This is a genomic window from Acidovorax sp. YS12 (assembly GCA_021496925.1).
GTDB lineage: Bacteria > Pseudomonadota > Gammaproteobacteria > Burkholderiales > Burkholderiaceae_C > Paenacidovorax.
This window is the reverse complement of the sequence record CP053915.1, coordinates 1,451,341-1,476,131: the sequence shown is the minus strand read 5'-3', so window position 1 is coordinate 1,476,131 and position 24,791 is coordinate 1,451,341. Positions and strand designations below refer to the sequence as shown.

The 24,791-nt window shown below is 63.3% G+C and carries 25 protein-coding genes, 1 tRNA gene and 1 pseudogene; 13 read left to right on the top strand and 14 right to left on the bottom strand.

Annotated elements, in window-relative coordinates; translation table 11 throughout:
- Positions 1-301: 301 nt before the first annotated feature.
- The 6 genes from YS110_06675 to YS110_06650 form a co-directional block, all read right to left on the bottom strand.
- Positions 302-460, bottom strand: coding sequence for a hemin uptake protein HemP (locus YS110_06675; protein ID UJB67379.1), 159 nt, complete (start codon positions 458-460; stop codon positions 302-304).
- A gap of 200 nt (positions 461-660) precedes the next feature.
- On the bottom strand, positions 661-1,068 hold the full coding sequence (locus YS110_06670) for a biopolymer transporter ExbD (protein UJB64447.1): 408 nt from the start codon (positions 1,066-1,068) through the stop codon (positions 661-663).
- Positions 1,069-1,071: 3 nt separating this feature from the next.
- A complete protein-coding gene (locus YS110_06665) occupies positions 1,072-1,791 on the bottom strand; it encodes a MotA/TolQ/ExbB proton channel family protein (GenBank protein ID UJB64446.1) in 720 nt (239 codons plus the stop codon).
- A 15-nt stretch (positions 1,792-1,806) separates the two neighbouring features.
- The gene (locus YS110_06660) at positions 1,807-2,493 is read right to left on the bottom strand and encodes an energy transducer TonB (GenBank protein ID UJB64445.1); all 687 of its coding nucleotides are present in this window, start codon (positions 2,491-2,493) and stop codon (positions 1,807-1,809) included.
- 98 nt (positions 2,494-2,591) lie between these two features.
- The gene (locus YS110_06655; protein ID UJB64444.1) at positions 2,592-2,864 is read right to left on the bottom strand and encodes a (2Fe-2S)-binding protein; all 273 of its coding nucleotides are present in this window, start codon (positions 2,862-2,864) and stop codon (positions 2,592-2,594) included.
- Positions 2,865-3,078: 214 nt separating this feature from the next.
- Entirely contained in the window at positions 3,079-3,384 is a 306-nt protein-coding gene (locus tag YS110_06650; GenBank protein ID UJB64443.1) for a DNA topoisomerase III, read from the bottom strand.
- Positions 3,385-3,624: 240 nt separating this feature from the next.
- Between YS110_06650 and rraA the strand changes: the two genes are divergently transcribed.
- Positions 3,625-4,134, top strand: a complete 510-nt coding sequence (rraA, locus tag YS110_06645) for a ribonuclease E activity regulator RraA (protein ID UJB64442.1) — start codon at positions 3,625-3,627, stop codon at positions 4,132-4,134.
- Here the strand turns inward: rraA and YS110_06640 are convergent.
- The gene (locus tag YS110_06640; protein UJB67378.1) at positions 4,129-5,094 is read right to left on the bottom strand and encodes a DMT family transporter; all 966 of its coding nucleotides are present in this window, start codon (positions 5,092-5,094) and stop codon (positions 4,129-4,131) included. The two genes, rraA and YS110_06640, sit on opposite strands and share 6 nt — an antisense overlap.
- 293 nt (positions 5,095-5,387) lie before the next feature.
- Here YS110_06640 and aceA point away from each other — a divergent pair, with 293 nt between their 5' ends.
- The 10 genes from aceA (at position 5,388) to YS110_06590 (ending at position 15,080) form a co-directional block, all read left to right on the top strand.
- On the top strand, positions 5,388-6,719 hold the full coding sequence (gene aceA, locus YS110_06635; GenBank protein UJB64441.1) for an isocitrate lyase: 1,332 nt from the start codon (positions 5,388-5,390) through the stop codon (positions 6,717-6,719).
- Positions 6,720-6,997: 278 nt separating this feature from the next.
- Positions 6,998-8,917 (top strand): threonine--tRNA ligase, encoded by a 1,920-nt coding sequence (gene thrS, locus YS110_06630; protein UJB64440.1) that lies wholly within the window; start codon positions 6,998-7,000, stop codon positions 8,915-8,917.
- A gap of 89 nt (positions 8,918-9,006) precedes the next feature.
- Positions 9,007-9,615, top strand: coding sequence for a translation initiation factor IF-3 (gene infC / locus YS110_06625; GenBank protein ID UJB67377.1), 609 nt, complete (start codon positions 9,007-9,009; stop codon positions 9,613-9,615).
- Between the two features lie 121 nt (positions 9,616-9,736).
- Positions 9,737-9,940: a 50S ribosomal protein L35 gene (gene rpmI / locus YS110_06620; protein ID UJB64439.1), complete on the top strand. Its 204-nt coding sequence runs from the start codon at positions 9,737-9,739 to the stop codon at positions 9,938-9,940.
- A 26-nt stretch (positions 9,941-9,966) separates the two neighbouring features.
- Positions 9,967-10,326 (top strand): 50S ribosomal protein L20, encoded by a 360-nt coding sequence (rplT, locus tag YS110_06615; GenBank protein ID UJB64438.1) that lies wholly within the window; start codon positions 9,967-9,969, stop codon positions 10,324-10,326.
- A gap of 118 nt (positions 10,327-10,444) precedes the next feature.
- Positions 10,445-11,500, top strand: coding sequence for a phenylalanine--tRNA ligase subunit alpha (gene pheS / locus YS110_06610; GenBank protein UJB64437.1), 1,056 nt, complete (start codon positions 10,445-10,447; stop codon positions 11,498-11,500).
- A gap of 145 nt (positions 11,501-11,645) precedes the next feature.
- The gene (locus tag YS110_06605; GenBank protein UJB64436.1) at positions 11,646-14,105 is read left to right on the top strand and encodes a phenylalanine--tRNA ligase subunit beta; all 2,460 of its coding nucleotides are present in this window, start codon (positions 11,646-11,648) and stop codon (positions 14,103-14,105) included.
- 31 nt (positions 14,106-14,136) lie between these two features.
- Entirely contained in the window at positions 14,137-14,457 is a 321-nt protein-coding gene (locus YS110_06600) for an integration host factor subunit alpha (GenBank protein UJB64435.1), read from the top strand.
- Positions 14,458-14,546: 89 nt separating this feature from the next.
- Positions 14,547-14,978 (top strand): MerR family transcriptional regulator, encoded by a 432-nt coding sequence (locus YS110_06595; protein UJB67376.1) that lies wholly within the window; start codon positions 14,547-14,549, stop codon positions 14,976-14,978.
- A gap of 25 nt (positions 14,979-15,003) precedes the next feature.
- A tRNA-Pro gene (locus YS110_06590) sits at positions 15,004-15,080 on the top strand.
- 327 nt (positions 15,081-15,407) lie between these two features.
- Here YS110_06590 and YS110_06585 read toward each other — a convergent pair.
- Positions 15,408-15,638, bottom strand: a complete 231-nt coding sequence (locus YS110_06585) for a DUF2789 family protein (protein UJB64434.1) — start codon at positions 15,636-15,638, stop codon at positions 15,408-15,410.
- Positions 15,639-15,782: 144 nt separating this feature from the next.
- Here YS110_06585 and YS110_06580 point away from each other — a divergent pair, with 144 nt between their 5' ends.
- A complete protein-coding gene (locus tag YS110_06580) occupies positions 15,783-16,109 on the top strand; it encodes an HU family DNA-binding protein (GenBank protein ID UJB64433.1) in 327 nt (108 codons plus the stop codon).
- Positions 16,110-16,422: 313 nt separating this feature from the next.
- Positions 16,423-16,830, top strand: a complete 408-nt coding sequence (locus YS110_06575; protein UJB64432.1) for a transcriptional repressor — start codon at positions 16,423-16,425, stop codon at positions 16,828-16,830.
- 454 nt (positions 16,831-17,284) lie between these two features.
- Here YS110_06575 and YS110_06570 read toward each other — a convergent pair whose 3' ends face one another.
- The 6 genes and pseudogenes from YS110_06570 to YS110_06545 all read right to left on the bottom strand — a co-directional run bounded on the left by YS110_06570 (position 17,285) and on the right by YS110_06545 (position 24,791).
- Positions 17,285-19,045 carry an ATP-dependent helicase gene (locus YS110_06570; GenBank protein ID UJB64431.1) on the bottom strand — a complete coding sequence of 587 codons (1,761 nt, stop codon included), beginning with the start codon at positions 19,043-19,045 and terminating at the stop codon, positions 17,285-17,287.
- Positions 19,042-20,862, bottom strand: a complete 1,821-nt coding sequence (locus tag YS110_06565; protein UJB64430.1) for an AAA family ATPase — start codon at positions 20,860-20,862, stop codon at positions 19,042-19,044. Before YS110_06565 ends, YS110_06570 begins: the two co-directional genes overlap by 4 nt.
- Positions 20,863-21,196: 334 nt before the next feature.
- Positions 21,197-22,685: pseudogene (locus YS110_06560) on the bottom strand (IS66 family transposase).
- Between the two features lie 71 nt (positions 22,686-22,756).
- The gene (gene tnpB / locus YS110_06555; GenBank protein UJB64429.1) at positions 22,757-23,089 is read right to left on the bottom strand and encodes an IS66 family insertion sequence element accessory protein TnpB; all 333 of its coding nucleotides are present in this window, start codon (positions 23,087-23,089) and stop codon (positions 22,757-22,759) included.
- Complete coding sequence (locus YS110_06550; protein UJB64428.1) at positions 23,086-23,634, bottom strand: transposase; 549 nt, start codon at positions 23,632-23,634, stop codon at positions 23,086-23,088. The genes tnpB and YS110_06550 overlap by 4 nt, the downstream gene beginning before the upstream one ends.
- Positions 23,635-23,867: 233 nt before the next feature.
- Entirely contained in the window at positions 23,868-24,791 is a 924-nt protein-coding gene (locus YS110_06545) for a hypothetical protein (GenBank protein UJB64427.1), read from the bottom strand.

The following is a 24,791-nucleotide window of genomic DNA, read 5'->3' as shown; positions in this document are numbered from 1 at the left end:
TCAGCCATTCCATGGCGAAGCTCCTGCAGCCGTGTCAGGGCGGGGTGCACATGGCGCGGGGCGCGGCGCGGAATCAGGGGAGGGAGGGAGGAGGGAGAGGGGCGCAGTCATGCGCCATCGGGGAGGAGGTTCCATAGCAGGCTGGAATCATAACCAAAGGCAGCCGCCTGCGCCCGGAGGGCGGTGCGCGGGGCTGCCGCGCGGTGGGGAAAAAACGCCTGGCTACCAGGGAGGAGAACCCTTTGGCTGGCAAAAACGACCCTTGGGCCCGTACCAGGCCGGAGTCGCCCCACGATGAAACCTATTTCGTCAGGATCAGCTTGCCGAGCTTGGTGGCTTGCAAGCGGTAAATGGAGCCGTTGTGCACGATGGACACGGCCTTTTGTCCTTGCAGCAGGGCGCTGCTGTCCACGGCACCCGCAGGCAGCGGGCCATCGAACAGGGCGGCGGCTGCGGGCATGCCCTGGGCGTTCAGAACAGGCAGGTGGTACGGCGTCGTGGCGGTCAGGCTGCTGTGCATGTCGAGTCCTTCAATCAACTTTGTTAATGATAACCATTAGCATTTAAAAATGCAAGAGGGCTTGAAGTTTTTTTGTTGGAGGGTGTGTGGTGAGAGGGGGAGGGGGGCGGGCTGCCTGCGCAGCCCGCCGCGCGGGGCGTTTACTGGGGGTCGGTGACGAAGCCGATCTTGCGCACGCCGGCGCGCTGGGCTGCCGCCATGGCCTGGGCCACGCGCTCGTAGCGCACGTTCTTGTCGCCGCGGATGTGCAGGTCGGGCTGCGGCTCTTTCGCCGCCTCGGCCTCCAGTTGCCGCACGAGATCCTCGTCGGTGATGGCGAACTCGTTCCAGTGGTACTTGCCATCGGCGTCCACCGTCAGGCGCACGGTTTCCGGCTTGGTCTCCTCGGGCTGGTTCTGGGCCTTGGGCAGGTCCACGTTGACCGAGTGCTTCATCACCGGCACGGTGATGATGAAGATGATGAGCAGCACCAGCATGACGTCGACGAGCGGCGTCATGTTGATCTCGTTCATCACCTCATCGGCGTCGTCCTGGGTTCCGAAAGCCATGGCTTACGCGCCTTTCTTCAGGGGCAGCACCTTGGCCGTCTCGCCGCTGGCCGAGACGCGCGCGCCCGTCACGAAGTAGGCGTGCATGTCATGGGCGAAGCTGTTGAGGCGGTTCAGGATGGACTTGTTGCCGCGCACCAGCGCGTTGTAGCCCAGCACCGCGGGAATGGCCACGGCCAGGCCCAGGGCCGTCATGATGAGCGCCTCGCCGATGGGGCCTGCGACTTTGTCGATGGTCGATTGCCCCGACGTGCCGATGGCCACCAGCGCGTGGTAGATGCCCCACACGGTGCCGAACAGGCCGATGAAGGGAGCCGTCGAGCCCACCGAGGCCAGGATGGCCAGGCCCGATTGCAGGCGCGCGGTGAATTCGTCGATGCAGTTGCGCAGGCAGCGCGTGACCCAATCGCTGACGTCCAGGGTGTCGTGCAGGTGGGCCTTGGTATTTCGGTGGTGGGCGGTGGCTTCGCGTCCTTCCAGCGCCAGGTGGCGGAAGGGGTTGGTGGGATCAGTGCCGAGCTTGGCCAGGCCGGCGGCAAAGTCCTCGCTGTGCCAGAAGTCCTGCGCCCCGCGGGCATGCTTCTTGAACTTCACGATGTCCAGTGCCTTGATGAGGATGACGATCCAAGAGGCCAGCGACATGGCCAGAAGAATCACTGCGACGGCGCGGGTGACAAAGTCACCTTGGGTCCAGACGCTGGCAAGGCCGAAATGCGAATCCATGAAAACTCCTGAAAATTATTCGAGTACGAAATTGATGGGGACGATGTTCCACATGGCCTCGGGCACGCCGTTGCGCTTGCCGGGCACGAAGCGCCAGCGGCGTACGGCATCCAGGGCCTGCTGGTCCAGCCGCTCATAGCCGCTGGATTGCCGGATCTCGATTTGCTGGGGGGTGCCTTCGGCGTCGATGAACACGCGCAGCACCACCTTGCCCTGTTCGCCCATGCGGCGGCTGATTGCCGGATACGTGGGCTTGGGGTTGTTCAGATAGGCCGCGTTGCTCGATGGCAGCTCGATGCGTGGCGGAGCCGGTGGCGCGGGGGGGGCTGGCGGTGCTGCAGGTGCGGGCGGCGCTTCGGTGACGGGCGCTGGCATGGGCTCGGCCACGCCCACGGGCGCATTGGGCGACGGGGTGGGATCGGGTTTGGCCACGGGAAGCGGCGCCTGCTGCCGCACCACGGGCTGGCGCGGCGCGGGTTTGGGCGGCGGCGGAGCGGGTGGTGGCGGTTCCTTGACCTCGGGGGCGGGGGGGGCCAGGAATTCGGCCAGCACCTGGGCCGGAATGACGATTTCCGCCGCGCGGCGCAGCAGGCCCGTCTGCAGCGCCCAGAGGGCGGCTACATGAAAAAGCACCACGGACAGGATGATGACGGCGTTGCGGCTCAGGCCGGGCGCCGGGGCGAATCTATCGGATGAGGACATAGGAGGGGGCCACAGGCACTTGGGTGGCGTGCCCCGGAGCAGAGGGTCTATCGGTGTTTACTTGCGGAAAATCCACCAGGCAGAGCCTACGACCAATATCAGGCTGCCTGCAAGGGTTGAGAGCAATGGCATGCGGAGCTTTCCAAGTGGATGTTGGCAAGCTGGTTGGCCCCGGCATGCGTCTCGTTGCGCAATGCTGCCATGGGTTGGCTGGCGCAGCATTGCGCCACCACGTCACGCGCGCTGCTTTCGCAGCAGCCGCATTGGGTGGCGACGCCGAGCTCGAACTGGATCTCGTCAAAGCTCATGCCCGCGCGGGCATGGCGTGCGATTTCACGGTCAGAGATGCGGCGGCAAACACAGACGATCATGGCGACGGGCCGGATGGCTGGCTGTTGAAGAAAAGATGAAGCGCATTATAAATACGAATTCATCGCATTTGTAATTCTTGGCCTGGCTATTTCATTGTTTGCAGTGGGGGCGGGCCGTCGTTTGGGTTCGTGCCTTGCCTTCACCCGGCCTGAAATCACCGATACGGCAGGCGTAAAAAAAGCCGGCGGTGCCGGCTTTGGGGGTGAAATCTGCTTACTTCACATGCTTGCCGATCAGGCCAGCCATCTCGAACATCGACACCTGGGGCTTGCCGAACACGTCCTTGAGCTTTGCGTCGGCGTTGATCATGCGCTTGTTGGCGGGGTCTTGCAGGTTGTGTTCCTTGATGTAGGCCCACAGCTTGCTGATGATCTCGGTGCGCGGCAGCGGCTTGGCACCCACGACGGCAGCCAGCGCAGGGCTGGGCGTCAGGGGTTTCATGAAGGCCGCGTTGGGGGTGCGCTTTTTAGCGGCGGCTTCGGTCTTGGGTGCGGTGGCCTTCTTTGCAGCAGTTGCCATAGCGGTTCAATCCTTCTGGGAGTCGTAGGTAACACCAGCGAAAACGGCACTGCTCCACTGGCAGGGCGATGCTACTGGGAAAAAATCCGCTTTCCAAGCTGGCGGCATGCTTTTTTGCCTCTAATTGTTGCGCTGGGGCACTGCGGGCAAACCCCAGGGGCTCGCTGGCGCGACAATGCGCCCGCGGTGGCGCTGGTGTGGCGGCCGTAACCTGAGCAACGATTCGAAAGGGATGCATACATGACCACAGCGGCTTCTTCTCCTTCCTTCAGCACCTGCGATTTTTGTGACGCCCACAAGGGCGATGACCAGGGCGAATTGCGTGTGCTGCCCCCGGTGTTCCATGGCTATGGCGGCATTGCCTCTTTCTGCGGTCCGGTGAGCACCGTCAAATGTTTCGAGGACAACACCCAGGTCAAGGCCGCCGTCGAGTCGCCGGGCCAGGGGCGCGTGCTCGTGGTCGATGGCGGCGCTTCACTGCGTCGCGCCCTGGTGGGGGGCAATCTGGCGGCAGCCGCGGCCAAGAACGGCTGGGCGGGCCTGGTGGTGAATGGCTGCGTGCGCGACGTGGCCGAGCTGCAGGCGGCGGCCGTGGGCATTCGTGCGTTGGGCCTGGTGCCGATGCCCACCGAGCGCCGTGGCGAGGGCCGCAGCGATGTGCCTGTGCAGATCCAGGGTGTGTGGGTGCGGCCTGGCGACTGGCTTTACGCTGATGCCGATGGGATGGTCGTCAGCAGCCGACCGCTATGAGCCGACGCGCCTTGCCAGGCGCGAGGGCAGGGTAGCCAGCAGGACGCTGGCCAGCGCCAGGGCAAAGGCGAGAAGCTGCATGGCGTTGAAGGATTCCCCCAGCGCCAGCACGCCCACCAGCGCGGCGCTGACCGGCAGCAGTACGGTGAAGATGCCGCCCTGGGCCGCCGGAACGGCTTTCAGGCCCGTCATCCACAGCCACACGGTCCACATGCAGGCCGCGAGTGCGTAAAACAGCAGCAGCAGCCAGGTATTCCAGCCCACGGCGCTGAAGTCGAAGCGCAGCGCCGTATAAACGCCCAGCGGCGTGGCAAGGGCAAACCCCCACAGGTTGATCAACGAGGTGATGCGTTTCGGCCCGAGCGTGCCGGTGAGCTTCTTGCCGATCACCGAATACGCTGCCTCGCACAGCACGGCGCCCACCAGGAGCAGGTGACCCAGCCACGCCATGTTTGGGGCATTTTCGCCTCCGAGGGCCGGTGTACCGTGCGCTGACTGCTCTGGTTTCGATAGCGCAAACAGGCCAATGCCGAGCACGGCCAAGGCCACGGCGAACCAGGTGCGGGCGCTGATCCGCTCCTTGAGGAAAAACCAGCTCATCACCGCCACGGCGGCAGGAATGCCTGCCATGATGACTCCGGCCGTGACGGCGCTGGTCAGGCTCACGCCGGAAATCATGCACAGCGTGAACAGAAAGTTGCCCAGGAACGCTTCCAGGAACAGCAGCCTGCGCGTCGAGGCCGTCAAAGGGGGTTCGTCGGCAGGCTTGGGGAGCCAGTGCGCCATGGCAATGGCGCCGATGCCGAAACGCAGCCAGGCCAGCAGGAAGATGGGCAGCGTGGCCGCCAGTGGCTTGGACAGTGCCACGTAGCTGCCCACGAGCGACATGCTCAGGGCCAGGCAGAGATAGGCGAGGGGGCGGCTCGGGGTGCTCACGAGAAAGAGGGGGGGGCGATGAATGGCGCATCATGCCCTATCCATGCTGGAGCCGTAGCCAACAGATTCCATAGAGCGAAAGAATGACTTCACCATGCAAAAAACTGCGTGCCTTGTGCGATCGTGTGATTTCTCAATCTGAGAAAATTTATTTCACATTGAGATATTTTTTGCTCATGTTGTTGATTTTGAAGAGAAAATTTTTATCTCTTGTATAAGACATAAGAGCTTGCATGGGTCTTATAGAAGACTTAGAGTTATCCCCATGGGCAGCGCTGGATGCCCACCGTTATCAACCAACCCGATGGAGTGACTTCATGCCTGATTCCCTGAACCGCCAACTGAGCCGCGAACAGCAGATCGCCGCCCTGGAAAAAGACTGGGCCCAGAACCCCCGCTGGAAGGGTGTCAAGCGCGGCTACACCGCAGCCGACGTGGTGCGCCTGCGCGGCAGCCTGCAGCCCGAGTACACGCTGGCGCGCCGCGGAGCCGAGAAGCTGTGGGACAAGGTCAACGGCGGCGCCAAGAAGGGCTATGTGAACGCCTTTGGCGCCATCTCCGCCGGCCAGGCCATGCAGCAGGCCAAGGCAGGCCTGGAAGCCGTGTACCTGTCGGGCTGGCAAGTCGCCGCCGACGGCAACACGTCGGAAACCATGTACCCCGACCAGTCGCTGTATGCGTATGACTCGGTGCCCACCATGGTCCGCCGCATCAACAACACCTTCAAGCGCGCCGACGAAATCCAGTGGAGCCGTGGCGTGAACCCTGGCGATGAAGGCTTCGTGGACTACTTCCTGCCCATCGTGGCCGATGCCGAAGCCGGTTTCGGCGGCGTGCTGAACGCCTTCGAGCTGATGAAGAACATGATCGCCGCTGGCGCTGCCGGTGTTCACTTCGAAGACCAACTGGCCGCTGTGAAGAAGTGCGGCCACATGGGCGGCAAGGTGCTGGTGCCCACGCAGGAAGCCATCGAGAAGCTGATCTCCGCGCGCTTCGCCGCCGACACCATGGGCGTGCCCACCATCATCCTGGCCCGCACGGATGCCGAAGCCGCCAACCTGATCACGTCCGACCACGACGCCAACGACAAGCCCTTCCTGACCGGCGAGCGCACGCAAGAAGGCTTCTACCGCGTCAAGAACGGCCTGGAGCAAGCCATCAGCCGCGGCGTGGCCTACGCGCCCTACGCCGACCTGGTGTGGTGCGAAACCGGCGTGCCCGACATCGGCTTCGCCCGCGAATTCGCCCAGGCCGTGCTGGCCGCCAACCCCGGCAAGCTGCTGTCGTACAACTGCTCGCCCTCGTTCAACTGGAAGAAGAACCTCAACGACAGCCAGATCGCTTCCTTCCAGGAAGAACTGTCGGCCCTGGGCTACAAGTACCAGTTCATCACGCTGGCCGGTATCCACATCAACTGGTTCAACACCTTCCAGTTCGCCCATGCCTACGCTCGTGGCGAAGGCATGAAGCACTACGTGAACATGGTGCAAGAGCCCGAATTCGCCGCACGCGACAAGGGCTACACCTTCGTGTCGCACCAGCAGGAAGTGGGCGCGGGCTACTTCGACGACGTGACCACGGTGATCCAGGGCGGTTCTTCCAGTGTGAAGGCGCTGACCGGTTCCACCGAAGAAGAGCAGTTCCACTGATCTTTGCGTTGTGAGGAAGGCCCGGAGCTTCGGCTTCGGGCCTTTTTCGTTGGTGCAGGTTAAAATGCCTGTTTTCAACACACAAGGGCGAGAAAGGCATTGCTGGTTATGACACCGCGAACTACCACGGAGATTTTCCCCAGCCGTTGAGGCTGGCCGTTCGCGCCTGCACGAGAGCCTTCTCTTTCCCCTCGAAAAGCGCGGACCGTGTTCCGCGCTTTTTGCTTTGCGGCCGGGAGCGCGCACCGTATCTCTCAGTTGAACAAGGATTTGCACACATGCTTCAGATTACGCTCCCCGACGGTTCCCGGCGCGAGTACCCCGGCCCGGTCACCGTGGCCGAGGTGGCGGCCTCGATTGGCGCAGGCCTGGCCAAGGCGGCGCTGGCCGGCAAGGTCGATGGCAAGGTCGTGGATACCAGCTACCGGATCACGCAGGACAGCCCGCTGTCGATCATCACGGCCAAGGATCCGGAGGGCCTGGAGGTGATCCGCCACTCCACCGCCCACTTGCTGGCCTATGCGGTCAAGGAGCTGTTCCCGGAGGCGCAGGTCACCATTGGCCCGGTGATCGAGAACGGCTTTTATTACGACTTCTCGTGCAAGCGCCCGTTCACCCCCGAGGACCTGGCGGCCATCGAAAAGCGCATGACGGAACTGGCGGCCAAGGACGAGCCGGTGGTGCGCCGTGTGCTGCCGCGCGACGAGGCGGTGGCGTATTTCAAGGGACTGGGCGAGCACTACAAGGCCGAGATCATCGCCAGCATTCCGAGCAACGAGGATGTCAGCCTGTACCGCGAGGGCAGCTTCGAGGACCTGTGCCGAGGCCCGCACGTGCCCAGCACCGGCAAGCTCAAGCACTTCAAGCTGATGAAGGTGGCCGGCGCCTACTGGCGCGGCGACCACCGCAATGAAATGCTGCAGCGCGTGTACGGCACGGCCTGGGCGTCGAAGGACGAACTGCAGCAGTACCTGCACATGCTGGAGGAGGCAGAGAAGCGCGACCACCGCAAGCTCGGCCGTGAGCTGGATCTGTTCCACATCGACGAACACGCGCCCGGCACGGTGTTCTGGCACCCCAAGGGCTGGACGCTGTGGCAGGAAGTGGAGCAGTACATGCGCCGCGTGTACCGCGACAACGGCTACCAGGAGGTCAAGGGCCCGCAGATCCTCGACAAGACGCTGTGGGAAAAGACCGGCCACTGGGACAAGTACCGCGAGAACATGTTCATCACCGAGAGCGAGAAGCGCGACTACGCGCTCAAGCCGATGAACTGCCCGGGGCACATCCTGATCTTCAAGCAGGGCATCAAGAGCTACCGCGACCTGCCGCTGCGCTTCGGCGAGTTTGGCAACTGCCACCGCAACGAGCCGACGGGCGGCCTGCACGGCATCATGCGCGTGCGCGGCTTCACGCAGGACGACGGCCACATCTTCTGCACTGAGGACATGATCCAGACGGAAGTGGCGGCTTTCACGGCGCTGCTGCAGCGCGTGTACAAGGATTTCGGCTTTACCGAGATCCTCTACCGCCTCTCCACCCGCCCGGAAAAGCGCATCGGCAGCGAGGAAAGCTGGGACCGTGCCGAGTCGGCCCTGGCCGAAGGGCTGCGCGCCTCGGGCTGCACCTTCGAGTACCTGCCGGGCGAGGGCGCGTTCTACGGCCCGAAGATCGAATACGTGCTCAAGGACGCGCTGGGGCGCGAATGGCAGTGCGGCACTATCCAGGTGGACCCGAACATGCCCGAGCGGCTGGACGCCGAATTTGTCGGCGAGGATGGTGCGCGCCACCGCCCCATCATGCTGCACCGCGCCATCGTGGGCAGCCTGGAGCGCTTCATCGGCATCCTGATCGAGCAATTCGCTGGCGCGCTGCCGGTGTGGCTGGCGCCGGTGCAGGTGGCGGTGCTGAACATCACCGATGCCCAAGCCGACTACTGTCGTGAAATTGCCGCAAAGCTGCACAAAGCCTTGCCGAATCAAAGCCTGCGGGTGGTGACTGATCTGCGTAACGAAAAGATCACGTATAAAATACGCGAGCATGCGCTGCAAAAGCTGCCCTACATCCTCGTCGCCGGCGACAAGGAAAAGGCAGCCGGTGCGGTTGCGGTGCGCGCCCGGGGGAACAAAGACCTCGGTGTGATGTCCATCGACGCCTTCGTCGAACTGATCGCACGGGACATTGCCTCCAAAGCCTGATTCGTGAATCACCGCTTGCATGAGTTTGCGCGCAAACCATTGTCGTTCGTGCGTCAGCAGCTACGCTTTTTGTAGCATTTTGATTGAAGGTGAAAACCATCGCTACTGAATTTCGTGACCGTCGGCAGCGCGAGGAGCGCAAGCACCGCCTGAACCGTGAAATCACGGCGCCCGAAGTGCGCCTGTCTGGCCCTGAGAACGAGCCTATCGGCATCGTCAGCCTGCAAGAAGCCCTGCGCATGGCGGGCGACATGGACGTGGACCTGGTGGAAATCGCCGCCACGGCCAACCCGCCGGTCTGCCGCCTGATGGACTACGGCAAGTTCAAGTACCAGGAACAGAAGAAGGCGGCGGAGGCCAAGGCCAAGCAGACGGTCATCGAGATCAAGGAAGTCAAGTTCCGTCCCGGTACCGACGATGGCGACTACAACATCAAGCTGCGCAACATCCGCCGTTTCCTGGCGGAAGGCGACAAGTGCAAGATCACGCTGCGCTTCCGTGGCCGCGAGATCACGCACCAGGAGCTGGGCCTGGCGCTGCTCAACCGCATCCGCGACGATCTCGCGGACCTGATCGTGGTGGAGCAGTTCCCCAAGCTCGAAGGCCGGCAGATGATCATGATGATCGCGCCGGGCAAGAAAAAGCCCGCCGGCAAGCCGGCGGCGGAAGGTGCAGCGGCGGCCGCTCCGGCGGCCTGAAGCGCCAAGGATCCGCTGGCACCCCGCAAGGGGTGCTGGCAGATGAAGAAGTGACTCGGGGGCCGACAAGGTTGCGCATTCAGCGCAAACGCCTCGCGGGCACGCATAAAGGAGCATTCACATGCCCAAAATGAAGACCAAGAGCAGCGCGAAGAAGCGTTTTCGCGTTCGTCCGGGTGGCACCGTCAAGCGCGGCCAAGCCTTCAAGCGTCACATCCTGACCAAGAAGACCACCAAGAACAAGCGCCACCTGCGCGGTGCGGTTGCTGTGCATGAGACCAACATGGGTCACATGGCGCAGATGCTGCCCAAGGCCGGCCTGTAATTCACTGACGAACAAGGAGAAAACACATGCCTCGCGTCAAACGTGGTGTAACGGCACGCGCCCGTCACAAGAAGGTTCTGGCTCTGGCCAAGGGTTTCCGCGGCCGCCGCGGCAACGTCTATCGCATCGCCAAGCAGGCGGTGATGAAGGCCGGGCAGTACGCCTACCGTGACCGCCGTACCAAGAAGCGCGTGTTCCGCCAGCTGTGGATCGCCCGTATCAACGCCGCTGCCCGTGAACTGGGCCTGACCTACAGCCAGTTCGCCAACGGCCTGAAGAAGGCGGCCATCGAGATCGACCGCAAGATGCTGGCCGACCTCGCGGTGCACGACAAGGCTGCCTTCGGCAGCATCGTGGAGCAAGTCAAGGCCAAGCTGGCTGCTTGAGTTCACGATCGGTAGCTATCTTTTCGATAGCTGCCAGCGCACTACCAGCAAGGGCTAGGGCTTGAAAAGGCGCTAGCCCTTGTTTCTTTTCACGCATGCACGAATGCACGAGAGTCGTATGAACGAGTTGGATTCCCTGGTGGCGAGCGCGCAGCAGCAGTTTGCGCAGGCCGCCACCCCCGCCGAGCTGGAAAACGCCAAGGCCCAGTTTCTGGGCAAGTCGGGCCGCGTGACCGAGCTGATGAAGGGCATGGCCCAGCTTTCCGTCGAGGAAAAGAAGTCGCGCGGCGCCGCCATCAACGTGGCCAAGCAGGCCATCGAGGCCGCGCTGACGGCGCGCCGCCAGGCCCTGGCCGATGCCGAATTGCAGGCCCAGCTCAAGGCCGAGGCGCTGGACGTGAGCCTGCCCGGCCGCCAGCAGGGGCAGGGCGGGCTGCACCCGGTCTCGCTCACGCTGGAGCGCATCGAGCGCATCTTCGGCTCCATGGGCTTCGACGTGGCGCAGGGCCCCGAGATCGAGTCTGACTGGTTCAACTTCACGGCGCTGAACACGCCCGAGGACCACCCGGCGCGCTCCATGCACGACACCTTCTACGTCGAGGGCGGCACGCCCGAGGCGCCGAACCTGCTGCGCACGCACACCAGCCCGATGCAGGTGCGCTTTGCCGTGCAGCACGTGAAGAAGTACCGTGCGCTGCTCGATGCCGGGCAGGCCATGCCCGAGATCCGCGTCATCGCCCCGGGCCGTACCTACCGCGTGGACAGCGACGCCACGCACTCGCCCATGTTCCACCAGTGCGAGGGCCTGTGGATCGGCGAGAACGTGAGCTTCAAGGACCTGAAGGTCGTGTTCACCGGCTTCTGCAAGACCTTCTTCGAGCAGGACGACCTGGTGCTGCGCTTTCGCCCCAGCTTCTTCCCGTTCACCGAGCCGAGCGCCGAGATCGACATCCAGTTCCAGACCGGGCCGCTTGCGGGCCGCTGGCTGGAGGTGTCGGGTGCGGGCCAGGTGCACCCCAACGTGGTGCGCAACATGGGGCTGGACCCCGAGAAATACATCGGCTTCGCCTTCGGCATGGGGCCGGACCGCCTGACCATGCTGCGCTATGGCGTGAACGACCTGCGCCTGTTCTTCGATGGCGACATCCGTTTCCTGTCGCAGTTTCGCTCCTGAAAAGAGAGCTTCTGGCGCTTGATACACAAGGGTTCCATATCAATTTAATTATGAAACCCTTATGGGACAAGCGCTACCAGCTCCTGTTTTAAGAGCAAACCCGCACTGCCGCGCTCCAGCGCCCTGAATACCGAGCTATCCGACTATGCAATTCCCCGAATCCTGGCTGCGTGAATTCTGCAATCCGCCCCTGACCACCCAAGAACTGGCCGAGACCCTGACCATGGCCGGCCTGGAGGTCGAGGAGCTGGCGCCCGTGGCGCCCCCGTTCTCGAAGATCGTCGTCGGCGAAATCAAGGAGGCCGTGCAACACCCCAACGCCGACCGCCTGCGCGTGTGCCAGGTGGACGTGGGCGGCGCCGCGCCGCTCACCATCGTCTGCGGCGCGCCCAATGCGCGCCCCGGCATCCGCGTGCCCTGTGCCCAGGTGGGCGCCGAGCTGCCGCCGGCGGATGACGAAAAAGGGGACGGCAAGCCCTTTCTCATCAAGGTCGGCAAGCTGCGCGGCGTGGAAAGCCACGGCATGCTGTGCTCGGCGCGCGAGCTGCAACTGGCCGACGACCACGGCGGCCTGCTGGAGCTGCCGCTGGACGCGCCGCTGGGCCAGGACATCCGCCAGTACCTGAACCTGGACGACACGCTGTTCACCCTCAAGCTCACGCCGAACCTGGCGCATGCCTTGAGCGTCCATGGCATCGCGCGCGAAGTCGCGGCGCTCACCGGCGCGCCGCTGAAGGCGCTGGCCTTCCCCGTGGCGCCCGTCGGCCATGCCGACACGCTGCCGGTGGCGATCAGCGCCCCCGACCTGTGTGGGCGCTTCTCGGGCCGCATCGTGCGCAACGTCAACACCCAGGCCCAGACGCCGCAGTGGATGGTGGAGCGCCTGGCGCGCTGCGGCCAGCGCAGCGTGGCGCCGCTGGTGGACATTTCCAACTACGTGATGTTCGAGCTGGGCCGCCCGTCGCACATCTTCGACCTGGACAAGATCCACGGCGGCCTGGAGGTGCGCTGGGGCCGCGCGGGCGAGACGCTCAAGCTGCTCAATGGCAGCACCGTCACTGTCGATGAGAAGGTGGGCGTGATCGCCGACGCGCGCGAGGTGGAGTCGCTGGCCGGCATCATGGGCGGCGACGCCACGGCGGTGTCCGACGCCACCAAGAACATCTACATCGAGGCGGCCTTCTGGTGGCCCAAGGCGATTGCCGGCCGTTCGCGCCGCTACAACTTCTCGACCGACGCGGGCCACCGCTTCGAGCGCGGCGTCGATCCGCAACTGACGGTGGAGCACATCGAGCGCATCACCGAACTGGTGGTGCAGATCTGCGGCACCGCCGAGACGCAGTGCGGCCCCATGGACGACCAGTGCGTCAACGTGCCCCAGCCCCAGCCCGTCACGCTGCGCGTGGCGCGCGCCGCCAAGGTCATCGGCATGCCCCTGACCCAGGCGCAATGCGTGCAGGCACTGCAGCGCCTGGGCCTGGCCGTGACCGAAGGCGAGGGCGTGGTCACCGTGGTGCCGCCGTCCTACCGCTTCGACCTGGTCATCGAGGAAGACCTGATCGAGGAAATCGCGCGCATGGTGGGCTACAACCAGTTGCCCACCACGCCGCCGCTGGCGCCCATCACGCCGAAACTGCCGCTGGAGTCCACGCGCGATCCGTTCGCCGTGCGGCGCCAGCTGGCCGGGCTGGGCTACCAGGAAACCATCAATTTCAGCTTCGTCGAGGAGCGCTGGGAGCACGAGCTGGCCGGCAACGCCCAGCCCGTCCGGCTGCTTAACCCGATTGCCAGCCAGATGAGCGTCATGCGCTCCACGCTGCTCGGCTCGCTGCTGCAGGTGCTGAAGTTCAACCTCGACCGCAAGGCCGAGCGCGTGCGCGTGTTCGAGCTGGGCCGGGTGTTTTTGCGCGACGCCAGCGTGAAGGGCTCGGACATCGCGGTCGAAGGCTTTCACCAGCCCATGCGCGTGGCCGGTCTGGCCTATGGCGCGACGCAGCCGCTGCAGTGGGGGCGCAAGGAGCAGGGCGTGGACTTCTTCGACGTCAAGGGCGACGTCGAGGCGCTGCTGGCCCCGGTGCAGGCGCAGTTCGAGCCCGCCGAGCATCCGGCCATGCACCCGGGCCGCTGCGCGCGGGTGCGCGTGGCCGGGCGCGAGATCGGCTACGTGGGCGAGCTGCATCCGCGCTGGCGCCAGTCCTGGGACTTGCCGCAGGCGCCGGTGCTGTTCGAGCTGGAGCTGGACGCCGTGCTGCAGCGCCCCGTGCCTGCCTTCCGCCCGGTGGCCAAGCACCAGTCGGTGCAGCGCGACCTGGCCGTGGTCGTGGCCGAGAGCGTGACCCATGCCCAGCTCATGGGCGCCATCGAGGCCGCGCTGCCCGCCGCCACGCTGCGCGGTGCCGTGCTGTTCGACGTGTACCGTCCCAAGCCCCTGCGTGCGGGCGAGGCGGCCCCCGCGGGCGGCCTGGCGCCGGGCGAGAAAAGCCTGGCCGTGCGCCTGACGCTGGGCAGCGATGCCGCGACCCTGGCCGAGGCGGAAATCGAGGCGGCCGTGCAGGCCGTCGTCGAACAGTTGGCCGCACGCACGGGTGCCAAGCTGCGCGTGTAATGGGCCAGACCAAACCACAGGAGGAGCTGACGTGATCGAATTTGCCGTAGAGAGCCTGGAAACCCCGGCGCTGACCAAGGCGCAACTGGCCGATTTGCTGTTCGATCAGATCGGCCTGAACAAGCGCGAGTCCAAGGACATGGTCGACGCCTTCTTCGACCTGATTTCGGAACGCCTGGCGCAGGGGCAGGACGTCAAACTCTCGGGCTTTGGCAACTTCCAGATCCGCACCAAGGCGCCCCGCCCGGGGCGCAACCCGCGCACCGGCGAGGCCATCCCGATCCAGGCACGCCGCGTGGTCACGTTCCATGCCAGCAGCAAGCTCAAGGAGCAGATCCAGGGCGGTGCGTAGCGCTTTACAGCCGCTTGCACGCGCTGCTGGCGCGGCGCGTGCGAGTGCAGTAGGCTTTCAGGTTGTTCTCGCGCACGGTGATTGCATCCATGGGTAACACGCTTCCTTCCATTCCCGCCAAGCGCTATTTCACCATCGGTGAGGTAGCGCAGCTGTGCGGCGTCAAGCCGCATGTCCTGCGCTACTGGGAGCAGGAGTTCACACAACTGCGGCCGATGAAGCGGCGCGGCAACCGCCGCTACTACCAGCACCACGAGGTGCTGATGATCCGCCGCATCCGTGATCTGCTGTACGACCAGGGGTTCACCATCAGCGGCGCGCGCAACCGCCTGCAGGAGCTGGCCTTGGCCGGCCGGGATGAACAGGCGGCACCCGAGGAAGAAGTGATCGGGGAGATGGAGGAGAGCAGTCTGCCCTTGGAGCGGCCGCCGGTCGTGGATGCGCAAGAGTACGTTCTGGACGTGCAATCGGTGCGCCAGGAATTATGGGAGATTCGGGCGCTGCTTTCTTTTCAGGCCTGAAAGTGTGTAATAATCTAGGTCTTGTCGGCGTGTAGCGCAGCCTGGTAGCGCACTTGCATGGGGTGCAAGGGGTCGCGAGTTCGAATCCCGCCACGCCGACCACTATCCGTAAGGGGCTACAGCTATCAAAGTTGTAGCCCCTTATCTCTTTCTCAGGGTCCGTGTCCTAGCGGTGTCCTAGAAAACAGTCTCTACTTACCCCGTTTCCAATCGAACTGAGCAGTGTCTGCTGCACCGCGCGGCTGACGTAGACGCGACATCAAGCGGCCAGAGGTTGTGGTTCAGTTACCGTAGGCCGTTGGAATCTATCCACACGTGTGGCGAACAAACAGAAGTTCGCCGACCGATGGCTGGAATCGTAGTTTTCTGAAGCACATGGGTGGACGCGGGGCATTGGGTTGTCCGGCGAGGGTGGCCCGATGCCTTCGATCATCTGAGGCCGGTGCTGGCTTTGACCGCGTCTTCGTGCAGCGATTCGTTGAGCTGATCCGCCACGATGGCCCAGGCTGCATCGGCTTTGAGCTGTTCTGTCAGGAACTGGCGCTGGGCGTCGTTCCAGCAGGGTGCCTCTGCCAGTCCTACGTCAGTCGGCAACTGATGGGTCTTGATGAACTGCGCAATCGATGCTCCATCGGCATCGAGTCCGAGTTGGAGATCCATTAAATCATCATGGTCAGCAGGTACTGGACGGGAACGGCACGATGGCAATGTGCAGGATGGTGTCGATTGCCGACCCAGCGGGATGCATGCTGTGTGTGGGGCATCGGATATAACCGCTGTTTCCTACTCGCTGATGCTTCGACCATGAACCGTACCGAACTCGTTGAAATCCTCGCATCCAAGAACGACTTGTCCAAGACGGCGGCCAATGCCGTTCTCGACACCCTGATCGACACCATCCAGACCGCCGTGAAGAAGGGCAATGCGGTGCAGTTGGTCGGCTTCGGAACCTTCAAGTCGGCCAAGCGCGCAGCGCGCACCGGCAAGAACCCGGCCACGGGCGCGGCGCTCAAGATCCCGGCATCCACCGTGCCCAAGTTCGTGCCTGGCGCGAAGTTCAAGGCTGTGGTCGATCCCAAGGCCGCCAAGCGCAAGGCCGCCAAGCGCAAGGCCGAGAAGGCCGGCAAGTAAGCCATTGCGCCTCATTGAAAGCCGCCCGCAGGCGTTGCCTCGGGCGGCTTTTGTTTGGGCAGCAGCTGCGTCGCTGAACGCCAAATTTATCCCGCTTCAATTTATACAAATGAGAATCATTAAAAATTAAGCTATGATGCAGGCATGCGAGAACAGGGGAAGACAGCCTGCTTCTCATCCAAAGTTTCATCGTGGGGCGACCCGAGGTCTCAAGCACCTCCAAGGTCGTTTTTGCTAGCCAACGGTTCGCCGGCCAGCCATGCTTTTTTCCCATGAACCTATGTGACGGCACCTCGCGGCCAATGGAGCAGCGTTGCAACAACTAGACAGGCTCAAGGACACAGGCCTGAAGATGACACTGCCGCGCATCAAGGTGCTGGAATTGTTCCAGCGCAGCGAGCGGCGGCATCTCACGGCCGAAGATGTCTATCGTCAGATGGCCGACCTGGGCGGTGATCTGGGTCTGGCGACGGTCTACCGCGTGCTGTCACAGTTCGAGCAGGCGGGCATTCTTCAGAAAAGCCAATTGGGTGGGGGCCGCACGATTTATGAACTGTGCGACGGCGAACCACACCATGGGCATCTGGTTTCGGTGACCGACGGTCAGGTGCATGAGTTCTTCGATCCGCAGATAGAGGCGCGCCTGGCTGTGATTTCACAGGAGCACGGGCTCGAAATGACCGACTATGTGGTGACCGTCTTTGGGCGGTCGCGCACGTAGTGCGGTGGAGGCGCACGGGGCTACTCTGAATACGGGCGCTTGTGCTTGATAAATACCCCTTCCAGTAGGCCGTGCCAAACTCTCAGCGACGTGGGCACTGCCGGAGTGCGGGGCAGAATCCGGCTATCAACGGTCGTTCTGAACATCGGTGCCGAGCAACTGATCCAGGCTGATCTGAGTAATTCACGGGCCAGTGGCTGCATAGTTATGACCGCCTTGTTCAGGCTGGGTACGGTCGTTCGCCGTTCTACAGCTAATGTCAGCGGCTGCCGGAACCGGTCATTGACCTTCCTCGTGAGAAGCCATTCCCCTCGCCGCCGACAACTCTCAGTCGGAATCTGTAGCCAGTCCGGACGGTTCAAGAGGGAATGACCTTGGTCTTCGTGCAAAACTCCGTCACCAATCGTCCTACGTCATAACGCCACGCGCCAGTCCGACTGACGAGGAGTTTTCCTTAGAGCTTGTGCCCCTTGAGCAGGGGGCATTGCGGCCAAAGCGGATCGAGGATGAGCGTGTGGACTTTTGCTCGCGTGATGCCGACTCGAAGCACACGTCGGCTTTTGGGATACGGGGCAGGGTCGCCTCGCCAAACGAAAGATGATTCGACGGCGGGGCCGGTCCGACGAGCTTCGCGGACGAGGATGACTCCGTCGAACTGCTTGCCCTTGGCCTTGTGGAAGTTCATGACTTGCAATCCCATCGGCGGCTCCACGCCGTCGAGGATTTGCTCCTGTGCGAGAGCCAAGTCGAGGGCGGTGCGGGCGTTAGTGTAGGCGCCGTCGCGAAGCCATTCATCAGAGAGAGCAGCCGAGATGCGATGTCCCCGACGGAACGCGACCAAGAAGTCCAACTGCGCTGCGACCCGCGTGAGTTCGTCTTGATTGGTCGCCCGCAGCTCATGTTTGACCGTGAGCCAGTCCTCGGCGGGATCGCCGCTGAAATCGTTGACTGACAAGCCTGAAATCAGGCCGCGCAGCGCGTTGGCGATGTTGATGTTCAGGGCCTTGCCACCCTTGATTTTGTTGGCCTGCTCCAAGAGTTTGGCGACTTCCTTCCGGCCCTGTCCCGTCGCGCGCCTCGCGGCGGCGATCATTTCCATGCTGGTGGCGACATCGGCCTCCAGTTGGGCGAGATCCTTGGGTTCCAGCAGAAAGGCCGCGAAACGGGCTGACAGCAGCGCTTCGGCCTCGTCGAACAGCAGCTTGTGCCGAACCGGCTTCCCGATATTGGCCCCCAACGCGTTGAGGGCGTTGGACATCTTCAACGCACTGCGGTTGTTGGTGACCAGTATCGCCATCGTCTCCACCTTCTTGTCGCTCTGAGCCCGAATTGATTTCAAGAGCTCCCCGAGGGCTCGGCGCAACAGATGATTCCAGTTCGGCGGTGGCTTCTCGGGGCGGTAGGCAAGGGCGGATACGCCCTTGTAGGGCGCGCCGCGTGGCTTGCCCGTCAGGATGTCATTGCCGAACGCCAAGATTTCGGAGTCCGGGCTGCGGTGGTTCTGCGTCCCAAGGTCGATCTCGTGCGGCTTCAACGCCGCCCGGATGGCGATCACGCGCTCCGGGCCGACGCCTGGCAGGTAGTCGAAGATTTGCTGCTCGAGGTCTGCTAGGCACAGCACCTGCGTGTGTGGCGCGAGCATCTGGATGCACTGCCACGCGTATTGGCCGGTGTCCTGGGCCTCGTCCACGATGATGATGGGATGCCGATGGGCGATCGACGCCAAAAGATGCGAGCAGCGGGCCAACAGAGCTGTCGCATTGGGCGCGAACAGATCGAACGCGATCCGCCCCTCTTCTCGAAACAGCCGCTCACGCTCGGCGAGCCACTCGTCCCAGCCATCGTCTTTGTCGCCGAGGCCGCCCGACAGGGCCTTCTCGTCGTGTGGCAGCAAGATCGAGAGCCTGTGCGGTGCCCCAAGCAGGTAGGCGTGGGCTTTGAGGATGTCCCAGAAGAACGAATGAAACGTCTGGATGGAGAGCTGATCCTGTTCGGCTTTGGTGGACTCGAGCTTGGCGGCATCCAAGATGCGCGCCACTGCCGCCCGCGAGAAGCTCAGGAACAAGGCCGATTGACCCGGAAGCATGCCGTCGCGAATTCGCTTGACCGCCTTGCGCAGCGCGAGCGTCGTCTTGCCGCTGCCGGGGCCGCCGATGACCAAGACATGGCCCTCGCAAACCATGACGCTTTCGCGCAGTTTGCAAGGCTCGTTCATGGAGCGGCAGCAGCGGCGGCCGGTTCAGGTGGGGCTCCATCGCCGTCGTCGATCGGGGGTGGAGGTGGGAACAGTGCGAACACTGACGCCAGAAACTTCGTCACCGTGGCCGGCAGCTCCTGGAGCTCGCACTCCTCGAACAGGCGCGCCGACCAGCCGGCGCCCTTGTTGCCGCCGAGGGCTTCTTTGGCGATGGCCTTGACCGCGTCGTCGTTCGGGCGCGCATCGGGGATGGCGACGTTGCCGTTCTCATCATTGGCTTTTAGGCCCGACAGGAAGGACCACAGCCGATCCACGGGCACCTCCGCCACGACGAGGTCTTCGAAGCCCTTGTAGGCGTGCTCAACATTAATTTCGAAGTTCTCCGCCAGAGCCTGCGCCTGCTCGGCCTTGCGCTTCTTTTTGTAGTCAAGGTCGTAGAAGGCGAAGGTGTGCAGCCCCAGCGTCTTGAAGAACTTTCCGAACTTGGGCATGTTCGACTCGCCATCAGCGTCGAAGAAGGCCACACCCGCGATGTCCAGCGGCTGCAAGTTGGGATCGCTCTCTTCCATGCGCCGTGCGACGACGGGCATCGCATGCAACTCGGTAACGCCTTCGACGACGATGGCTGCTCGTCCCAGCATGCATTCAGACAGGCCGGAGCGAGAGAAGCGCTTGTAGTCGTTGTCTTTGAGGCCGGTGGCGTCGGAGACCTTTCGCGCCGTGACCACGCCGGCATTGCGAGCCAGCAGCAGTGTCTTAGATGGCTCGAACTTCTCGATCACGAATGGCGAGTGGGAGGTCACGAAGGCCTGTGTCGTCTTGGTCAGCAGGTATTGGGCGATGCGTCGCTGGGTGTGCGGCGGCACCGCGATCTCGGGCTCCTCCATGGCGAAGATGACCGTGTCGGGCTTGAGGTCGGCGATGAACGACAGCAACGCGAGCACCAGCGTGTTTATGGTGCCCGTGCCGGCGTGGGGGAATGGGACGTGGCCTTGGTCGGCCGATAGCGCCAAGAAGAACGTCATCGTCTTGCGCAGATGCTCACGCGTGAGCTCCGAGACATGCAGCTTGGTGGCGTTGCCGGGCGACTCCAATGCGATGTAGCGGGCCAGCCGCCTCTCCACGGATCGCAGAACCGGCGCGATCTCGGCCGCGTCGGCTTCGATGTCGAGGCCGCGCAGGCGCTCGATGGTCTTCTCCCACAGGCTGGTGCGCACGCCCTTGGTCCGCAGGATGATGTCGAGAAGCGACCCACGCTCCAAGCTCAGCGCCCGCGAGCCGGTCCGAAGCGCCCTTAGGTAGAGGAAGCCAAACAGCCGTTTGATCGGCTTGGGAAGCTTGGTCAGCTCCCCGGGGGGAGCGTCGGGACTATGGGAGAAGTAGGTGCGTGCCTCGAACTCGTCTTCCTCGGGGTTGTATTGGCCGATGGTCTCGATCCGAAGGCAGGGGACGGCATGGGGCGGATTGGCGGCGTCCGCCTCTCCCGGCCCAAGCAGTCTTTGCTCGGCTACATGCCAAAACTCGATGTTGCCGCCGCACTTGGCTCCGATCTCGGCGCCGGGTTCAATGAGGATCGCCTCGATCCGAAGCGGAGTCGGTATCCGCTCCGCGCCTTCCTCTGCGGCAGGGGCCAGGTATTCAGCGTTGTAGAAGTCGAACTCATCGACCGGAGGGAAGCGGTTGAGCCGGTCGGGGCCCAAGACCAGGTCCAGGGCTTCGCAGAGCGTGCTCTTGCCGACATTGTTAGAGCCCACCATCAGGGTGTGCCCGTCGAACAGGAGCTCGGCCGACTTGATGCCGCGAAAGTTCGAGATGGTCAGCCGGACAACCTTCATGTCTCCTCCCGTATTGGCGTAAGTCTTAGTCTGATGGTGTGGTGGTCATCATAAAGAGGCGCGCATGGTATTTTGCTCAAGCCAGCTTGGAACGGCCGCTTTGTGGCAGTCAGCGTCAGTTGATCTCGCAGCAACGACTGACAGCAACCGCTGCAGAACTGACCTCTGGCATGGCAGCTCCAGGCTGCAAGCTGCCGCCGGCGGACGCCTGGCGGAACGACTGCTTTGACCGAAAGCCGTTGGTCGAGGAAGGCCAAAAACACTGATCTCGGCACGCAGAATCGTAAGCGTCCGGCGATCCCATGTTGACCGCAGCCGGTTGCACAGGCATTGATCAGGAGTTCGGGCCCTGCCAGCGATGCGGCAGCAATTCCTCGATCCGGCTGGCCCGGTGCGTGGGCAGGCGCGTGAGCACGTCCTTCAGGTAGGCATAGGGGTCATGCCCGTTCATGCGCGCCGACTGCACCAGGCTCATCACCGCCGCCGCCCTCTGGCCCGCACGCAGGCTCCCGGCGAACAGCCAGTTGTTTCTCCCCATCGCAATCGGCCGGATCTGGTTCTCGATCCAGTTGTTGTCCACGGGCAGTTGCCCGTCATCAACGAAGCGCGTCAACGCAGTCCAGCGCCTTGGCCGTGGCCGAGCTGTCGGGCAGTTTTTGTCGCTGTAACCGCATCCAATCGTGCAGTGCATCGAGCAGTGGTTTGGTGTGCTGCTGCCGCATGGCCTTGCGCTGATCGGCGTTCAGTTCCTTGACCTCGCGTTCGATGTCATAGACCTTGGTGAACTGCTCCAGCGCGAAGCCGGCGATCTGGCTCTTGTTCGCCGCATGCAGATCGAAGAACTTGCGCCGGGCGTGCGCCAGGCAGCCAACTTCGGTCACGCCACTGGCGATCAAGGCCTTGTAGCCAGCGAAGTCGTCGCAGACCAGCGCACCCTTCCAGTCGCCCAGGAAGTGGCGCGCATGCTCGCCGGCTCTGGACTCGCAGAAGTCGTACACCACGGCTTTCATGTCTTCGAAGACCCCAGGGGCGTAGGCCCAGAGGTACGCCCGGTGCATTGCTCCCTTGTCGGGCTTGAGCATCTGCACCGGCGTCTCGTCGGCATGCAGCACTTGGCGCCCGAGCATCTCGGCCTTGAGCGCATCCACCAGCGGCTGCAGCCGCATGCCGCAGGTGCCGACCCATTGCGCCAAGGTGGAGCGCGGGATGGCCAGGCCGGCGCGCGCATAGATGCCCTCCTGGCGGAACAAAGGCAGGTGGTCGGCGTATTTGGCCACCAGCACCTGGGCCAGCAGGCCGGCAGTCGGGATGCCCTTGTCGATCACATGCGCCTCGACCGGTGCCTGGGTGATGGTTTCGCACTTCGCGCAGGCCCATTTACCACGCACGTGGCGCTCGACGGTGAATACGCCCGGCACATAGTCCAGCTTCTCGGCCACGTCTTCACCGATGCGCTTCATCACACAGCCACAGGCGCAGGTGGTGGACTCGGGCTCGTGCTGGATCTCGCGGCGCGGCAGATGGGCGGGCAGCGGCTGGCGTTTGGGTTGCTGCCTGGTCTCGGGGGATGCTGCAGGCGGCTGCAACTGCTCGATCTCGTGGGCGACGGCTGCCAGATCGGCTTCGATCTCGTCATCGAGCAGGCTACGCTGCTCGGCATTGAAGCGCTCCGACTGGGCGGCGAACTTCATGCGCTTCAAGAGCGCGTTCTCGTGGGTGAGCTTGGCGTTCAGGGCCTGGCTATGGCGCAACTGGGCCAGCAGCCGCGTGGTCATCTCGCGCAGTTGCTCTGCGCTCAGATCCTCCAGGGATTGGGGCGGCATCAACATCAGCGCCAGTGTGCCAAGGATGGCACGGCGCTTTCACGCGCAGATGTACCGATTGCACACCCGCTTCAGACCACGGTGATGACGCCAGCGTCTCCCATGCGTCGCCAAGGCAGGCCCAGCACCAGAGCCTGAAGCTGATCGGACTCCAACTGCCACTGCTCATTGCTGGTTGCCGGCCAGACGAACTTGCCCTGGTGCAGGCGCCGAGCCGCCAACCAGATGCCGATGCCGTCGTGCACCAGCACCTTGATGCGGTTGGCGCGTTTGTTGGTGAACAGATAGGCGTGATGAGGACGGGCCGCGCCGAACACGGCGACCACCCGGGCCAGGGCCGTGTCGGTGCCGGCGCGCATGTCCAGCGGGGCGGTGGCAAGCCAGGCGGCGTCGATGCGGATCATTGCCGCAGCACCTGCAGCAAACCCTGCAATGCGCGGGAACACTCGGCAGCCGCTGCCACCGGCCAATTGACCGTCACGCGGGTGCCATGGTGACAGCACTCGATGCGGATGTCTGATGAGGGAGTTGACGATGCAGCACTGGAGGCAGCTTGCGCATTCGCTGCCTGAGGGTGCATCGCCTGCGGGTCCAGTGCCATCGCGATGAAGGCGGGCACCGTGCTGGCAAGCACCGGATGGGCCGGATGCGTCGGGGTGCGAGCAGGTTGTGCATTGACCACTGGTTCAACAGCCGCATCGACGCAGGCAGGGGCGCTGCTGGGCGCAGCAACATGGGCGGTATTGGAGGCGGCCTGATGCAGACCCAGGCGATGCTCCCTGAGCCAGCGATGCAGCACATTGGCATTCATGCCATGTTGACGTGCCGTGGCGGCAATGGATGCGCCGGGTTGCTGGCAGGTGGCAACCAGCTCGGCCTTGAATTGCGCGCTGTAGACCCGGCGTGTGCGAGGGACTGAGTAGCGCGAAGTGGGGATGTCTTGAGACATGGTGTGCACGATGGTTTACGTGGACACGATGGTGCTTGCAATGCCTTGATCGGGGTAGATGGGTTGGCCGGACGGATACGCAGAATCAACGGCACAAATGTGCGGAGCGGAAATTGGTGGCTTCCCAGAACTGCGGCGTTCGTGCGCGGTGGCCACGATCTGCACGGCAAGCGCTTGGTTCTCGGCACTCGCCTGCGTCGAGTGGCCAAGGACAAAGTATTGCTAGCTACTCTCTAACGCGTCTTTTGCTTGATTGACTGCGGAGGACGGACTGTGTCCCGTCCAATGTGCCTTGCGGACGATGTCGACGTCGTCGTTCTTGCGGGAGGCTTCGTCGGAGCCTTTGCAGTTGCTGCTCGCTTTTTCGCTGGTACAGAGTTGGATTGGCGAATGCTGGGGAAACTAAGCACGACGCCAAGGCAGACCATCCCAGAGGACTTGATCGTCGCCAAAGTACTTTCTCGGGAGGTCGTGACGTTGTCCCAGGTGCAGCCGCGCTGCGCAGTGACCACGCCGAGGAAGCCGGTCACCGAGTCAATGGTCATGGCCGAGTGCAGGGCCGCCTGATGCTGCGCAACGGTCGCTTGGTCCGCGTATCCAAACAGGCCAATGACGCCGCTGGTTTCGTAAGGATCATCTGGCCGCGTGAAACAACCTATCCCTTCGGGTCCCAAGAGCACATCCTTGCAGTCGTTCTGACCTTCAAGGACCTTTGCCTCAACTGCGAATGCCAGGTTCAGTTCGGGATCGGCCGGCATGAAAACAAGGTCGGGACGCTTTGAACTGTTGCCTGTGGCCTTTTTGCTGGGCATGAGCGCATCCGCTTGAACATAGGAGATCGCATCAGAAGGTTTAAAGCCCAGGGGTGCCGTTGCGCGTTGCTGCTGTGAGCCTTTTTTCAGCAGCGCCTGTGCTTCAAGCGCAATGTCGGCTGACAGCGCCGTTTCCTTCACGCGAGGGGCGCTGGTCTTTGTCTTGGAAAGGGCCCCCTTCTTCTGCAAGAACGTGGTCCAGTTGGGACCGATCAGATTGTCATGAGCAGCATGGGCGAGCCCCAAACACTGGCTCACAAACTTTCCGATCATGGCAGACCGGCGTTTGTCGGGGACGCAACTTTGAAGCGACGCCTGAAGGTCAACGAGCAATGGGTTGTGCAT

Coding starts and splice junctions, on each gene's coding strand:
- YS110_06675 (UJB67379.1), bottom strand. CDS start 460: ATGCCCGCAGCCGCCGCCCTGTTCGATGGCCCGCTGCCTGCGGGTGCC.
- YS110_06670 (UJB64447.1), bottom strand. CDS start 1,068: ATGGCTTTCGGAACCCAGGACGACGCCGATGAGGTGATGAACGAGATC.
- YS110_06665 (UJB64446.1), bottom strand. CDS start 1,791: ATGGATTCGCATTTCGGCCTTGCCAGCGTCTGGACCCAAGGTGACTTT.
- YS110_06660 (UJB64445.1), bottom strand. CDS start 2,493: ATGTCCTCATCCGATAGATTCGCCCCGGCGCCCGGCCTGAGCCGCAAC.
- YS110_06655 (UJB64444.1), bottom strand. CDS start 2,864: ATGATCGTCTGTGTTTGCCGCCGCATCTCTGACCGTGAAATCGCACGC.
- YS110_06650 (UJB64443.1), bottom strand. CDS start 3,384: ATGGCAACTGCTGCAAAGAAGGCCACCGCACCCAAGACCGAAGCCGCC.
- rraA (UJB64442.1), top strand. CDS start 3,625: ATGACCACAGCGGCTTCTTCTCCTTCCTTCAGCACCTGCGATTTTTGT.
- aceA (UJB64441.1), top strand. CDS start 5,388: ATGCCTGATTCCCTGAACCGCCAACTGAGCCGCGAACAGCAGATCGCC.
- thrS (UJB64440.1), top strand. CDS start 6,998: ATGCTTCAGATTACGCTCCCCGACGGTTCCCGGCGCGAGTACCCCGGC.
- rpmI (UJB64439.1), top strand. CDS start 9,737: ATGCCCAAAATGAAGACCAAGAGCAGCGCGAAGAAGCGTTTTCGCGTT.
- rplT (UJB64438.1), top strand. CDS start 9,967: ATGCCTCGCGTCAAACGTGGTGTAACGGCACGCGCCCGTCACAAGAAG.
- pheS (UJB64437.1), top strand. CDS start 10,445: ATGAACGAGTTGGATTCCCTGGTGGCGAGCGCGCAGCAGCAGTTTGCG.
- YS110_06605 (UJB64436.1), top strand. CDS start 11,646: ATGCAATTCCCCGAATCCTGGCTGCGTGAATTCTGCAATCCGCCCCTG.
- YS110_06595 (UJB67376.1), top strand. CDS start 14,547: ATGGGTAACACGCTTCCTTCCATTCCCGCCAAGCGCTATTTCACCATC.
- YS110_06585 (UJB64434.1), bottom strand. CDS start 15,638: ATGGATCTCCAACTCGGACTCGATGCCGATGGAGCATCGATTGCGCAG.
- YS110_06580 (UJB64433.1), top strand. CDS start 15,783: ATGAACCGTACCGAACTCGTTGAAATCCTCGCATCCAAGAACGACTTG.
- YS110_06570 (UJB64431.1), bottom strand. CDS start 19,045: ATGAACGAGCCTTGCAAACTGCGCGAAAGCGTCATGGTTTGCGAGGGC.
- YS110_06565 (UJB64430.1), bottom strand. CDS start 20,862: ATGAAGGTTGTCCGGCTGACCATCTCGAACTTTCGCGGCATCAAGTCG.
- tnpB (UJB64429.1), bottom strand. CDS start 23,089: ATGATCCGCATCGACGCCGCCTGGCTTGCCACCGCCCCGCTGGACATG.
- YS110_06550 (UJB64428.1), bottom strand. CDS start 23,634: ATGTCTCAAGACATCCCCACTTCGCGCTACTCAGTCCCTCGCACACGC.
- YS110_06545 (UJB64427.1), bottom strand. CDS start 24,791: ATGCACAACCCATTGCTCGTTGACCTTCAGGCGTCGCTTCAAAGTTGC.